General features: G+C 47.7%; 14 protein-coding genes. 3 read left to right on the top strand and 11 right to left on the bottom strand.

The window, feature by feature from the left end; all coding sequences use genetic code 11:
• Position 1: 1 nt before the first annotated feature.
• From KB186_RS19760 to KB186_RS19750, 3 genes are all read right to left on the bottom strand, one after another.
• Positions 2-1,870, bottom strand: coding sequence for an IucA/IucC family protein (locus KB186_RS19760; RefSeq protein ID WP_232774222.1), 1,869 nt, complete (start codon positions 1,868-1,870; stop codon positions 2-4).
• A 40-nt stretch (positions 1,871-1,910) separates the two neighbouring features.
• Positions 1,911-3,716 carry an IucA/IucC family protein gene (locus tag KB186_RS19755; protein WP_232774221.1) on the bottom strand — a complete coding sequence of 602 codons (1,806 nt, stop codon included), beginning with the start codon at positions 3,714-3,716 and terminating at the stop codon, positions 1,911-1,913.
• 220 nt (positions 3,717-3,936) lie between these two features.
• The gene (locus KB186_RS19750) at positions 3,937-5,064 is read right to left on the bottom strand and encodes a D-alanine--D-alanine ligase (protein ID WP_173611638.1); all 1,128 of its coding nucleotides are present in this window, start codon (positions 5,062-5,064) and stop codon (positions 3,937-3,939) included.
• Positions 5,065-5,298: 234 nt separating this feature from the next.
• Here KB186_RS19750 and KB186_RS19745 point away from each other — a divergent pair, with 234 nt between their 5' ends.
• Both KB186_RS19745 and KB186_RS19740 read left to right on the top strand, forming a co-directional pair.
• The gene (locus tag KB186_RS19745) at positions 5,299-5,790 is read left to right on the top strand and encodes a hypothetical protein (RefSeq protein WP_173611471.1); all 492 of its coding nucleotides are present in this window, start codon (positions 5,299-5,301) and stop codon (positions 5,788-5,790) included.
• Between the two features lie 100 nt (positions 5,791-5,890).
• Positions 5,891-6,079, top strand: coding sequence for a DUF4177 domain-containing protein (locus tag KB186_RS19740; protein WP_007727654.1), 189 nt, complete (start codon positions 5,891-5,893; stop codon positions 6,077-6,079).
• A 64-nt stretch (positions 6,080-6,143) separates the two neighbouring features.
• Here the strand turns inward: KB186_RS19740 and KB186_RS19735 are convergent, their stop codons facing one another.
• A complete protein-coding gene (locus tag KB186_RS19735) occupies positions 6,144-7,439 on the bottom strand; it encodes a class I SAM-dependent rRNA methyltransferase (protein ID WP_232774220.1) in 1,296 nt (431 codons plus the stop codon).
• Between the two features lie 89 nt (positions 7,440-7,528).
• On the opposite strand from KB186_RS19735, the gene KB186_RS19730 reads away from it, so the two are divergent.
• Positions 7,529-8,512: a Na/Pi cotransporter family protein gene (locus KB186_RS19730; protein ID WP_232774219.1), complete on the top strand. Its 984-nt coding sequence runs from the start codon at positions 7,529-7,531 to the stop codon at positions 8,510-8,512.
• Here the strand turns inward: KB186_RS19730 and KB186_RS19725 are convergent.
• The 7 genes from KB186_RS19725 to prmA all read right to left on the bottom strand — a co-directional run bounded on the left by KB186_RS19725 (position 8,478) and on the right by prmA (position 13,905).
• Positions 8,478-9,143 (bottom strand): LrgB family protein, encoded by a 666-nt coding sequence (locus KB186_RS19725; RefSeq protein ID WP_221868952.1) that lies wholly within the window; start codon positions 9,141-9,143, stop codon positions 8,478-8,480. The genes KB186_RS19730 and KB186_RS19725 overlap by 35 nt on opposite strands.
• The gene (locus KB186_RS19720) at positions 9,136-9,531 is read right to left on the bottom strand and encodes a CidA/LrgA family protein (RefSeq protein ID WP_047072553.1); all 396 of its coding nucleotides are present in this window, start codon (positions 9,529-9,531) and stop codon (positions 9,136-9,138) included. Before KB186_RS19720 ends, KB186_RS19725 begins: the two co-directional genes overlap by 8 nt.
• A 100-nt stretch (positions 9,532-9,631) precedes the next feature.
• Entirely contained in the window at positions 9,632-10,297 is a 666-nt protein-coding gene (gene deoC / locus KB186_RS19715; protein ID WP_048032270.1) for a deoxyribose-phosphate aldolase, read from the bottom strand.
• 4 nt (positions 10,298-10,301) lie between these two features.
• A complete protein-coding gene (locus tag KB186_RS19710) occupies positions 10,302-10,730 on the bottom strand; it encodes an NUDIX hydrolase (RefSeq protein WP_232774218.1) in 429 nt (142 codons plus the stop codon).
• A complete protein-coding gene (gene mtaB, locus KB186_RS19705) occupies positions 10,727-12,085 on the bottom strand; it encodes a tRNA (N(6)-L-threonylcarbamoyladenosine(37)-C(2))-methylthiotransferase MtaB (RefSeq protein WP_173611476.1) in 1,359 nt (452 codons plus the stop codon). The genes KB186_RS19710 and mtaB overlap by 4 nt, the downstream gene beginning before the upstream one ends.
• A gap of 107 nt (positions 12,086-12,192) precedes the next feature.
• On the bottom strand, positions 12,193-12,945 hold the full coding sequence (locus KB186_RS19700) for a 16S rRNA (uracil(1498)-N(3))-methyltransferase (RefSeq protein WP_221868950.1): 753 nt from the start codon (positions 12,943-12,945) through the stop codon (positions 12,193-12,195).
• Between the two features lie 18 nt (positions 12,946-12,963).
• Positions 12,964-13,905 (bottom strand): 50S ribosomal protein L11 methyltransferase, encoded by a 942-nt coding sequence (gene prmA / locus KB186_RS19695; RefSeq protein WP_221868949.1) that lies wholly within the window; start codon positions 13,903-13,905, stop codon positions 12,964-12,966.
• Between the last annotated feature and the right edge of the window lie 57 nt (positions 13,906-13,962).

Here is a 13,962-nt window from a genome sequence, read left to right as displayed (position 1 = left end):
GCTAGTAACCTCCCACAGCCATGGAATGAAGCCTTCTCCTTGCCTCGAACAAAGGATTGGGAACTTCATGTAAATGATAGTTCTCCTTCGTTGTATATAGCTTTTTCTTGGTCAATTTCTCTACTTGCACGCATGGAACAAACAGATCAAATCGCTTAAATCGCTCCACCAATTCCGGGAATCGTTGTTGGTGACCCTCCAATACCTGAACGGCCATCTCCCAGAAGTTCTCTTCGGCATAGCCGTAATGCTCCTCTAATAGCCGTGCAAGTTGCCCCAGATTGATCATAAATAAAGTCTCCAATGTCAAATCCCTGACTGTTGATGTTTGATTCATGTGAAACATCACATCATCGGGCTTTGTTGCGTAATATTCGTGCACTTCCGCGAAGTTCGGGCATTTGTCTGGCTCACTCAAGAACGGTTGGCAAAAAATCAAATCTTCATGAAAATCCTTCAATGCTACCCGAGTAGGGACACCATCCCGATGCACCAAGACCATATTCTGCGCGTGGGTTTCCATTGCAATTCCGTGTTTCACAAGAATATGAACGACTGGCAATACACTGCTTTCCAATAATCGCACAAGCCAATTTTCTAGCCCTTGCTTACGAACCCAAGGGTCAATGAATGGCATCCCATCCACCTCTACTGCCGCTAATGCGTTATAAGGAACCGCCTCTTCTCCGGCTTCGAGATGAGGGATGAGACTTTCTCTCCACATGCACCCAATTACCCCGAATGTAACCATTTCCACTAGTTCAGAAGCAGGTGGAGGATCGTATGCCACTGCCGCAAACTCCTGGAGCATGATCACCTTTTGCACATCTCGCAAATAGGCATCTGCGTCCGTAATCCCCTTGAGCCACCTCGAAACAATGGGGGCACTAGCCAGTGAGTGCGGCGTGAGATGACGTGGAGCTGAAGTATTCACTACGTTCATCGAGAGTTTCAGATACGGTTTATGCGGATTACTTTTGTTAGCAAATGTGCGGATGGATTGTTGTGGACGATGACCATCAGAGCCTGCACCTAGCACAATGATCTGTTTGCGATGGATATCGTCTTGGAACCCAGGCACGATATGATTGCGCCACTGCCACGGATGGACAGGCACAAAGGCGTACTGATCAGGATCGCATCCATGATTGACGATGATTTGTTGAAAGGCTTCTTTTTGCTCTCGCCCTATTTCATCCAAAAGAAGGTCATCGAAATTCCTTCCTTGATCAATGGATACTTGAGAATATTGCTTATGTATTGCTAACCAAAGAAAATGAACTTCCTGCTTAAATTCAGGACCATAGGCAAAATGATCTACATAGCTAAAGCCAACACGTGATTTATAGCTAGGATGGTAAGGGTGACCATCCATCAGATCACCTTCCAGCTCATCGTACGATTTGCCCTGCATCCGAATATCATTTTGTATCCGATAGTATTGGGACAATGTATCCTTTAACAGCGTTTGTTCCAAGTCATTGGCAAATAGCTTCAGTCTTTGTTCATCTACCGTGTTCGTTCGAAAGACTTCCACTAAAAAACGAGTGAGGGATACCGCTTCAGATTCTTGCTTTTCAACCCCGTTTTGATCGTAAACAACACGGGTAACGGGGTCCTTCCCTAAACGAACAAGCCCAAAACTGGCACTTTTCCGCCCTCGGCAAAGATAGCGAACAGGCAGTTCACCCTCATCAAGCCCATGCAGGGTGTAAATCGTTTCGTCCCCCTCTTGAAGGGTCTCAGGGATCAAAATTCCCTCATATAATAAAGACTCGATGCATTGTCGAAACACCCGTCTTCTCACCTGCACGTACTGGGGCGAGTGAAGTGCCTCTTCAATCGAGAAATCTTGTATTGTTAACTCCATACGTTATCCTCCAAGTCTCTTCAAGCTAGATGCTAGTAAGCTATCCAAAAGCATGCAGCCCTGCCTTTTCCGTCTGTTTTACTTTTGCTAAAGGATTATCTATGTAAACAAAAACAGATGATCTCTCTTCCGGTTGGGTTAATTCATCCAAATCATAGAAGCGCGTGAGCAAATTCGCCTTACACGGAAGCTGTTCGCGCGTGAGTAGATTCTCCAGAAACTTCGACGCCTCTCGATTCATCGGTAAAAACTCCGTCAAAACCTCATGCATCTCTGCCAATAAGATTTGTTCGTCAATTAATCCTTCCGTTCCAAATCCATTAATGAGTCCAAACATATGGTTAAAAATCATGTAATAAGTGATTCGCTCATCTACTAGATTGTCTTTGTAAATGTTCCTGCTCGCCTTGCCAACCCCAGGCAATTCTGCCTCTAATACTTCTTGCATCGATTCTGAGAAATAGTAGCCTTGATTATCACGATAAAAGAACTGATCGGGGTATCCGTCTTTAAGCATGACAACACTATTCTGTTGATGGGCTTCCAAGCCGATTCCGTATTTTAGATAAAGCCATACCATTGGCTTCAAAGAAATATCTACATACCGCTTAAACCATTCCAAACTAACTACTTCCTGTGACTTCCCTTCTTTTTGTGCCAGATGGTGAATGATCGTTGCCAACCTACTCTTGTAACCGGGAAGTGGATCTTGAACGAGTGCCGCGATTTGCGTGACTTGCTCTGCATTCCTCCCCATAAAGGGATTATCACGCAGGATCACTTCAAATCCGGATTCTTTCGCCTGATCCAACGTGATCGTGATGTAAGCCGGATCAGAGATAAAGCCAAAGCCTGGATACTTGTGACTCACTTCACCGATCCCTGTTTCAAAAAGTTGCTTCGCCTCTAAACCGATCTCCATCTCACTTAACTTGTTGATCCGTAATGAATTCGTAACTTTGATTGGGACGGACAGCTTGAGCATGTATTTCTTCTCAGGATGATAAACCGTTCGAAGAGAAGATGTCGCCATATACTCCTCACCCGTTGGCCCCAGGTATAGAAGCAACCCTTTCCCGATCAAGGATTGTACGGCTACCTGTTCGAGCAACCATTCTGCTTGAAGCGGATGAATCGGGACGATTGAAAATGACGGATCGACATCAGATATCGAAGGAAACTCATCCTTCAGTAATTGCGTAGCGGATTTTGTTAGTCCAGATTTTTCGTGAACAATCGACGGATGGGCAGCAAACAGGTGGAGTTGAAACTTCCCGCAACACTCCGGTGCATACAACGCTTGCTTGGCATCAGGAATTCCTTGCTGACTCTTCGGGGTTGGATGAAACAAGTGACCGAACAAAAGTGCCTGTTCTGCTTCGATGAAGCTTTGTTCTACGCCATATAAAATCTCCGCATTACTTTGGCGAGTCCGAACAAACTTCTCAATGCTTTGGCAGCTTTGAATCATACGCAAGACCAATTCATCTGGAACTGCATTTTCCCCATGCTGAAGCGTTAGCTCTTTAATCAAAAGAACCGCTAATGTCAAATAGTCCGCTTTGACGAATCGAGTACAGTCACCACTTCGATAGCAAGCTGGATAATGAAACAGATGCCTGCCTGTCACCGAATAATATTTGACACCGACATAGAGGGAAATCCCCTGATGCGGGAGTTCGCAATGAAGGTACGTACCTGTTGTACTCGGCTGTATGATTTTCGTTAGCTGCTTCGTAATCTCGTCTTTCCGATTGATCCACTCGCCCCTACCTGTTTCTCGGAGATAACAATTGAGAAAGCTCTGCATCGTTGCATGCTCTGCGATATGCTTGACTACGAACATGTTACCTCTCCTCTTGCTTGATCCAATTTTTTTATTTCAAGCATTGCAACTTACATAACTGGTAAAACGTCCCATGTATAATGTAAACGATTATCATTCTCATTTCAAGCAATAAAATTCGTCTTATACAATTCAAAGAGATGCGCTGACCGAAATTAGTTCCTCCCTCCTACATAAAAAGAAAAAAGATGCCGATTCATCAGCATCTTTTTTCTCATGATTAATCCAACTCTTCCGCATCTACGACGTTGCGACCTTTATCTGCATGTCGATCGATAGCGAGTTGCACCAGACGATCGATCAGCTCGCTGTAGCTTACACCCGCTGCTTGGAAAAGCATTGGATACATGCTAAACGGCGTAAAGCCTGGCATCGTATTCACTTCGTTGATATAGAGCTTGTCGTTTTTCTCATCCCAGAAAAAGTCTACGCGAGAAAGGCCAGAGCCATCGAGTGCTTGGAATGCCTGCTTGGCAATATCCGCAATTTGTTCGGATACATGCTCGGGAACGATGGCAGGAATGGAGAGCTCTGTTCCCGCCCCCTTGTACTTGGCTTCGTAATCGTAAAATTCTTTAGCGGCAATGACTTCCCCAACGACAGAAGTCATCAGCTCTTCATTCCCCAAAACGCCAATCTCCAACTCACGGACTTGAACGAACTCTTCCACAATCAATCTGCGGTCGAATTTGGCAGCGACATCTAATGCGTGCTTGAGCTCCTCACGATTTTTCGCTTTGTTAATCCCTACGCTGGAGCCCATATTCGCCGGTTTGACGAAACACGGATAGCCGAGTTCACGCTCGATCCGATCCATGACATCGTCCTGGCCTTTTTCCCATTGCGAGCGCAGCAAGCCTACATATTTCACTTGCGGAAGTCCAGCCTGTGCAAAGACGGTCTTCATCATCCATTTATCCATTCCGACAGCGGAAGCCATTACTCCGGTTCCCACGTACGGGATATTCGCCAATTCCAGCAGCCCCTGAATCGTCCCATCTTCCCCAAATGGTCCGTGAACCACAGGGAAAACAACATCCATTTGCTCATTCATGGCAAACAGCGACCCCGACTTGCTTGTTACTGCCAGCTCTTGCCCTGTCTCTGCTGCCTCGGTAATCGCTGGTGTTTTTGCTGATAAGCGCAACGCTTCGATCTTATCCGGCAGTTGACCTGCCAGTGTTTCTCCAGTCACCCAAGAGCCATCCAATTGAACGTACACAGGGGTTACCTCATATTTATTTGCATCTACAGCCTGCATAATGGACATGGCCGTACGCAATGAAACTTCATGCTCTGAGGATTTTCCTCCATAAATAATGCCCAGTCGAATCTTTTGATTTCCCATCTGTGTCATGCTCCTTTCCCCTCCGTACGATACCCGGAGAGTCTACCCAGTTTCTACTCTCTCCTATGCTATGCAAAAGCCCAACATCTGCTCTATTTACCGGGCCGAGCCCGTCATTTAGCATACACAAACCAAACGCCAAAAACAAGAGAAGCAAGTATCACCTGCTCACGTTTTTTCTCATACCATATAAATAAAATTCCTGTCATGGAGCTATTTTTTGGAGGGATTTCCATGAGAGATTATTTACTGTACTGCACGTACTGCGCTTCTTACACGTTATTGCACAGCTATGATAAGGACAGCGGTTCATTCTTGGGGGAATACTCCCTGCTGCATAACAACTACACCCGTGACCCAATCGTCTTGAACAAATTTCTCCTCGCCCATCTCGGTCACACCATCCGTACCATTCCCTCTAAGACGGATGACTACCGCCATATCATCTCCAATGCCTCACATTTTTTAGAGGATGATATCGACAAGTATGTGGAGGAAAGTCAGCAGCGGGCAAAGTTCAAGGAGCGTGATCGGAAAAGCGAACGGGAAATTGGTCAGGTACAGCTATATCTGGTCGAGCATCTCTTGACCCACGAGCTTCAAAACTTAAGCCAGGCCCGCGCTTCTACCCCCGCCGAAGGACAAGTCTTTTTAGGCAAAGAACTGGGGTTCAAGCAGGCTCTCGATCTCGTCAGGCGTGTAAAAAATGACAAGCAATTGTCATGAGCACTTATTTCTTTATTCGAAATGATTCACATTCTTTGTGCAACTCTTTCCGCACGACGCGCGTATAAAAAGAGAGACGATACAAGCGGGGGGAAAGAACATGTTTGAATACAAATTCGTCCGAGTTGAGCTGTCCTCTTTTCGACGCCAACCAAAAGAAGATTATCAGACCGTTGTCCACGAGCACGCCAAGGAAGGCTGGCGTTTGGTGCAAATTTTTGCGCCAAGCATCGGGGGCGACGGTATGGCCAAATACTTCGAATTGATTTTCGAAAAACCAAAGTCCTAAATCAGACTGAAAGCCAAAAAGAAAAACAGCGCCGTTCTTAAGCGGACGCTGTTTTTCTTTTTCTCTATCGACGATCTCTCACTTCAAAGATGGCAAATTTCAAGTAATGAGCCTCATCAGCCCCACTGATTTGCGGATGATCCTTGCCCGCGCCTCGCCATTCAATCAGACGCAATATCTTTTTCGCATCGACCGCTGCTTCTTGGATCGTTTGCAAGAACAGCTCAGGTGACATATGGTACGAGCAAGACGCGGTAACGAGAAATCCGCCCGGACGAACGAGCTTCATTCCGTTTAAGTTAATGTCCTTGTAACCGCGGCAAGCGCCTTTCACTGCTCCACGCGATTTCGCGAACGCTGGCGGGTCAAGAATCACCACATCCCAGCTTTTGCCTGCCTCTACATTTTCACGCAAGTAATCAAATGCATTGGCCACCACAAAATCAACTCGATGCAAAAAGCCATTGAGTGTAATGTTACGCTTCGCTGTTTCGATGGCGTGATCGGAAATATCGAGGGCCGTCACTTTTTTCGCACCGTGCTTGCAAGCATTCAGCGTAAAGGAACCGGTATGAGTAAAGCATTCCAATACCTCAGCGCCATCCCAAAACGGATTTTTGACGACTTTACCGCGCTTGTCTACAGGAATCTGCTTTGTCTCGCCGTCTACTTCCATGCTCGTCAGGGAAATGCCGTGCTTTTCGCCCCAGCCCTTCATCAAAGGCGCGATGGAGGCACGGTTTTCCCGCTGATCATAGAAAAAACCTGTCTTTTGCCCCTCTACGATATCCACATAGTATTTCAATCCGTTTTCTTCGATCAAAACCTCACGCGGACACTCTCCGTACAGGACTTCTTTGCCCTGTGTCAGCCCTTCCAGTTCACGGACAGGCACATCATTGCGCAAATAAATACCGGTCGGTGCAAATACCTCTACCAATGCATCCCGAATCCAATCGATGCGCTTCTCTATCCCCAATGAGAGGACTTGGACAACCAATGTATCTTCGTAGCGATCAACGATCAATCCTGGCAAAAAGTCAGCTTCCCCGTAAATGACACGGCAAGCCCGCGGATTGTCTACAAATCTCGTCCGGAATTCTGCCGCTTCCTTGATTTTGCGCAAGAAAAAGTCGTAGTTGATCTCTTCCTTTTGGTCGTAGCTCAAAATGCGCACGATCATTTGTGAAGCTGGATTGATGTAGCCCTTTGCCAAAAAATGTCCTTTGTGATTCGTGACCTCGACGATTTCACCTGGCTCTACATCCCCTTGAATTTCTAATACCTCTGATTGAAAAATCCACGGATGTCCAACTTCTAGCCGCTTTTTCCGATGTTGATTCAATAGCACACGTGCCATGCAGTTATTCCTCCTCTTGTCATGCTTGCCCTTGTACAGGCATAGCGTTATAGTAACTTGCTAAAAATGGACAGGGAGGAACGTATCTTGTGATAGTCTCCATCCTCGCCCCTTTTGCCTTTGGGCTCACGTTTTTTCTTTTCGGTATGTATGCCATGCGTTCCGGCTTTCAAAACCTTGCCGGCAAAAAAATGGAAGAATGGATGGGGCGCTTTACTCGTACCCCACTCCATAGCTTCTGGGTTGGTCTACTCGCTACTTTTGTCTTGCAAAGCTCCAGTGCGGTAACCGTCCTGACGATTGGGCTGACGAATGCAGGCATCATTCAGTTCACACAAACCGTCGGCATCATATTGGGAACCAATCTGGGCACGACTGTGACAACGGAGCTGGTTGCACTCAAGCTTGAGTCTTTTGCCATCCCCATGCTTCTCATCGGAGTCGCTCTTTGGCTCATGCCGCGCCGCAATATTCGTTGCATTGGTCTCGTCGTCGCCGGCTTCGGACTGATCTTCCTTGGAATCGATACATTAAAAGTCATGGCGAAGCCTCTGGAGCAGTCTGAGACGTTTCGATCGCTTTTTCTGGAGAGCAGCCATTCCATCTGGATCGGTTTGATTACCGGGATTATTTTCACCGCTCTCATTCATAGCGGTTCCGCTACGACCGTGATCACGATGGGCCTGCTCAGTCATCAAATTCTTTCGATGGAAACGGCACTTGCCATCGTATTGGGCGCGAATGTCGGAACTTGCTTTACCGCTGTCATTGCTGCTATTGGGACGAATACGGCATCCAAGCAGGTCGCATGGTGCCATACGCTCTTCAACGTCGCAGGCGCGATTATTTTTTTACCGTTTCTTTCCCAGCTTGCCCTCGTTAGTGCATTTTTAACGGATAGTCCTTCTATGCAGATCGCCCATTCGCAGACGATCTTCAATCTCGTCTGCTCCCTGGTCGCGCTCCCATTCGTCCCGCAAATAGCCCGGTTTATTCAATGGCTGATCCCCGATAAGCGTCGTCCTACTGACCTCACTATTAGAAAGAAAATGGTATCAAGTAGATGGAAGTAATAACACCCGCCACGATCATTGCGACACTGGACGCTGCCGTTTGAACAGGAGAAACGCGGTTTAAGCTGGCCGTACCAATGGCATGTGCACTCGTACCGATGGCGATCCCGATTGCCCAATCATCGGTAATTTTTCCCCATTTGAGAACAGGACGGGCAATCATGACACCGACCATCCCCGTTAATGCGGTAAAAAAGGCTGCAAGTGCAGGTTCCCCACCTATGGAACGACTTAGCTCCAACGCAATCGGGGTCGTCACGGATTTACTGAGCATGCTTTTGTATACGAGCTCATCTGAACCCAAACACCAATGAACCCCCATAACGACAAAGATCGCAACTGCACAGCCTGCACATACACCAAGCAAAACACCGCGCCAAATATGGGCAAACTCCTTGATCTGTTTAGCCAGCGGAATAGCGAGTGCCACCGTGGCAGGACCGAGCCAAAAGGAAATCCACGATCCTCCTGCAGCAAACGCCTCCCAATCGCCGCTAAACGCCCACCACATGGTCCAGACCAAGATCACAGCCACCAAAAGAGGCTGCAACCGTTGGAATCGAGCGTTGATCATGGTTGCGCCTTTGTACCCTGCTATCGATACCAAAATGGCGAAAAATTGACTAAGCATCCAGAGTCCTCCCCTCTTGCGGCAAGGACGATTCTGATTTTTGTTTATGATGCTTCAAATACCATTGCACAACCACGCCAGTTACAAGCATGACGAGCAAAGGACCGAGAACCATCGATAGTATGATTGGCAATGGGTTTTGCGTGAATACGTTTAAATAGGAAGCAACTCCGACGATGATCGGTACGAAAAAGAGCAACATATGTCTAATTAAAAAAGTACCCGCTTGTTCTACCCAGTCCATTCGTATCCATCCCATACACAGTCCCAGTGTTAACAGCAGCATTCCCACCAGGTTACCGGGCAGGGGAATATGCAGCCATTTGCTCGCAGCTACGCCTACCCCATAAAAAGCCAACAGGATGACGATTCCTTTAACAAATTTCATTTTGCTAATCTCCTCCCCGCTCCCTATCCTCTCTCTATAGGAACATCAGCATGCAGGACGGAAAAAGCCCGGCCTTACCTCGGCCAGGCTTTCTTTCGTATTAGTATCCGCTGCCTGTTGTTTTTGCTCCAGTTACAATGGAAACACCGGAGCTCGTACCGATACGGCTCGCGCCTGCTTCGATCATCGCAACTGCTGTCTCGCCGTCACGAACGCCACCAGACGCTTTTACGCCTACATTTGGTCCTACGGTTTTACGCATCAGGGCGATATCTTCAACCGTTGCTCCACCTGTTGAGAATCCTGTGGAGGTTTTTACGTAATCAGCACCAGCCTCTACGGAGAGCTTGCACGCAACTACTTTTTCTTCTTCGGTCAAGAGGCAAGTTTCCAGAATCACTTTCAAGAGAATATCGCCAGCAGCTTGCTTCACAGCAGCGATGTCTTTTTTGACAGTTTCCAGGTCGCCGGATTTCAAGGCACCTACGTTCAGTACCATATCTACCTCAGTCGCTCCGTTTGCAATCGCATCGCGGGTTTCGGCTGCTTTGGACTCAATCGTGCTCGCTCCCAGAGGGAATCCGATAACTGTGCACACTTTCACATCGGAGCCTGCCAAGAGTTCAGCAGAGCGTTTTACCCAATAAGGGTTTACGCAAACAGACATGAAGTCGTGCTCTCTTGCTTCAGCGCACAGCTTGTCAATCATCTCTTGTGTAGCATCAGGCTTCAACAGCGTGTGGTCGATATATTTGTTCATGTTCATAGAACTACACCTCTATCCCTAATTGTTCGAATGCAAGGCGAAAAATGCTGTCATTGTTACGGTATCCTCGTTGCAGCTGCAAATCCCATGCTTCCTTTGCAGAATGCCAATGAACATCATTGATTTCTTCTAGCTGGACGGTGATCTCTGTGTTGTAGGCTTCCACCAAATAATAATGGACTTCTTTGTCGATGGATTCGCTCGTTACCGGATGCGTATACACGTAGGTGATCATGTCGAGCTTGGACCCCAATCGTCCTGCTACGCCTGTTTCTTCCAAAACCTCGCGCAGAGCCGTTTCTTCGATGGTCTCGCCCATCTCCTGCTTCCCTTTTGCGAGTGTTACTTTGCCATAGCGGTCTTCAATCAATAGGAGCATGTACTCTGTGTCTTGCTTCTGATATACAACGCCTCCTGCCGATATCTCCCTCATATAGCTCGCTCCTTCAGGTAAGGCAGCGCCTCTGTTTCCACTACACGAACAAAAGTTCCTTTGCAGTATTCCGAGCCTGGTTCATCCAGTCTGACCTTGCAAATCTTGCCGATCATGCTCTCATCGCCAGGGAAGACGACGTTCAGGTAGTTGTCCGAATAGCCCATCAGAAGACCGCTATCTGGTGCTTCTTTAAACGGACGCTCCGGAATGACTTCCAGTACATCTCCTACGAATTTTTTGGAGTATGCCAAGGTCAATTCCTGATTAAGCTCCAGGAGCTTCGCTACGCGCTCGTTCTTTTCCTCTTCCGGAATTTGATCCGTCATACGCGCTGCTGGTGTACCTGTACGCATAGAATACGGGAATACGTGCATCTCGGCAAAACCGATTTTCTTCATAAACTCGTATCCGTTCCAGAATTGCTCTTCGGTCTCACCTGGGAAGCCTACGATAACGTCTGTTGTAATCGCTGCTCCTGGCAATGCTTCGCGTACTTTGACCATTCTTTCGTAAAACTCAGCAGTGGTATACTTGCGGCGCATGCGCTTCAACACTTCATCATCGCCCGCTTGCAGCGGTACATGCAGATGGCGCACGACTCGATCGGAGTTGTTGATGACCTCGATCACTTCATCGGTGATTTGGCTCGCTTCGATTGAACTGATGCGGATGCGCTTGAGTCCCTCCACTTGGTGAAGGTCAAGCAACAGTTTGGCCAAATTGTAGTCTTCCAGATCCTCGCCGTAACCACCTGTATGAATCCCAGTTAAAACGATTTCCAGATAGCCCGCTTCCACCAGCTTTTGGGCCTGTTCGACGACGCTTTCCGGTTTGCGGGAACGCATCAGACCGCGTGCCCACGGAATAATACAAAACGTACAAAAGTTGTTGCAGCCTTCTTGAATCTTAAGGGAAGCACGTGTGCGATCCGTGAAGTTAGGAACATCCAGCTCTTCGAATTCGCGAGCTTTCATAATGTTGCCCACTGCGTTGATCGGCTTGCGTTCTGCACGAATTTGATCCACGTACTCGATCAGCTTCTCGCGTCCTTGTGTACCAACTACGATATCTACACCGGGAATTTGCGCAATCTCACTTGGAGAGGTTTGCGCATAGCAGCCAGTTACGGCTACGATCGCCTCAGGATTCCGGCGAATCGCACGACGAATCACTTGGCGGCTCTTCTTATCTCCGGTGTTCGTAACCGTACAAGTATTAATCACATAAACATCTGCATCATCTTGTTCAAAGTCGACTCTCTCATAGCCGTCTGCCTTGAACAATTGCCAGATGGCCTCTGTCTCATAGCTGTTTACTTTGCAGCCTAATGTATGAAAAGCAACGGTAGACATTGCCATTCCTCCTTTTCCGTGAAAAACGTCTCAACGTTTTTCATAAAAGTGGATGCGACCGCTTGCGGTCAACGAAACGATCATAACCGTTTCGTTCCTGCTCATCCTTAGCGAAGTGATGAAGCCTTTCGTTCAAATTGATAGGAAGCGCAGGCCAAGACGTACTGGCTTGCTGTTTCCGTGCGCAAAATACGCGGGCCGAGGGAAACCGTCAGGAACCCTTTGCTCTCTGCCTGAGCCACTTCCTCTGGAGAGAAGCCTCCCTCCGGTCCAACGAGGACGAGAAGTGAATCTCCCGCAGTCATCTCTTCTAGCACGTGATGAATCGTGGTACTGCCTTCTTTTTCATAGGCAATTGCGCAATGCGTATACGATTGGCCAGCTTCAAGTATCTCACGAAATGAAACAGGAGATAAAAGTTCTGGCAAAACAGCACGATGAGACTGTTCAGCAGCCTCCTTGACAATTTTGCGCCAACGCTCCAGTTTTTTCGCTTCTTTTTTGGCGTCTAGCTTTACAATGGTTCGCTCAGAAGAAAACGGGAAAAAGGAGTACGCCCCAAGTTCCGTCCCCTTTTGCAAAATCCACTCCAGCTTCTCGCCTTTTGGAAGCCCCTGACCAATTGTGACCCGGATCGGCAATTCTCGTTCTTCTTGAAGCATTTCCACTACTTCTGCCCGTACTTCCTTGGCAGAAAGATAGACCAGTTTGGCTCTTGCAGACCTGCCCGCTCCATCAGAAACAATGATTTCTTCGCCTTCCCGAGCACGCATTACATTTACGATATGGTGTACATCGTCTCCGACAATCGTTAGCTCATTCTCAGTAAAGGAATGTGGCTCGACAAAATATCGTTGCATCTCGCCAACCCCACTATTCTATCGTTTTTTTGCTACAATTGCTACCCAGTCATCGATGAAAATGGTTTCCACGACCTCAAGGCCTGAAGCCGCCAACGCCGCTTTCACATCCGCTTCGCGTGCAGCAATAATACCCGACGAGATGAAGGTTCCACCTGGCTTCAACACGCGAAATACATCGTCGGTGAAACGCACGATGACCTCTGCCAAAATGTTGGCCACGACCACTTCTACCTGCTCCTCGATGCCGTCAAGCAAGTTGTTTTGTCTCACATTAATATGCTCGTGCACACCATTCAGTTCGGTATTGGCCTGCGCAGAACGAACGGCTACTTCATCCAAATCCATCGCCAGCACATCTTTTGCTCCGAGCTTGATGGCAGCAATACTCAAAATAGCTGTGCCTGTCCCAACATCATACACCTGATCGCCTTTGGTAAGATACTTCTCAAGTGCACGCAGACAAAGAATGGTCGTCGGATGTGTACCTGTTCCAAAAGCCATGCCTGGGTCCATCTCAATAATGATCTCATCTGGATGCTTTGGCACGTACTCTTCCCATACTGGTTTGATGGTCATGCGTTCAGACACATGAACCGGTTTGTAGTATTTTTTCCAGGCGTGGGCCCATTCATCTTCATGGACATCGTTTACAGCAATCGATGCCTTGCCGATGTCCAAACCGTACTCGATCAACTGCGCCAATTGCTCTTTTAGCTCTTCTACAACGTCTAGCAGTTCGCTGCTGTCAACCGGCAGGTATGCTTTAACGAATACGCCCTCGGCCGGAAAATCATCAGGAGAAAGCTGGTAGATTTCGCCAAAAGGGGTATCCCACTCACGATAGAGCACCTCCGGGTCTTCAATTACGACACCATTTGCACCCAATTCATACAAGAGGCTTGACACCGCCTCCGTAGCCTCCGCTGTAGTATGGATACTGATTTCTGACCATTTCACGAATCTACCACTCCCCACATAAGCTCCCATTCGGGCTTTTCATTTAATCGACTTCGC

It is taken from the genome of Brevibacillus sp. AF8, from assembly GCF_021270385.1.
In the GTDB taxonomy this organism is placed as follows: Bacteria; Bacillota; Bacilli; order Brevibacillales; family Brevibacillaceae; genus Brevibacillus.
This window is presented reverse-complemented; position numbering and strand designations above follow the sequence as displayed.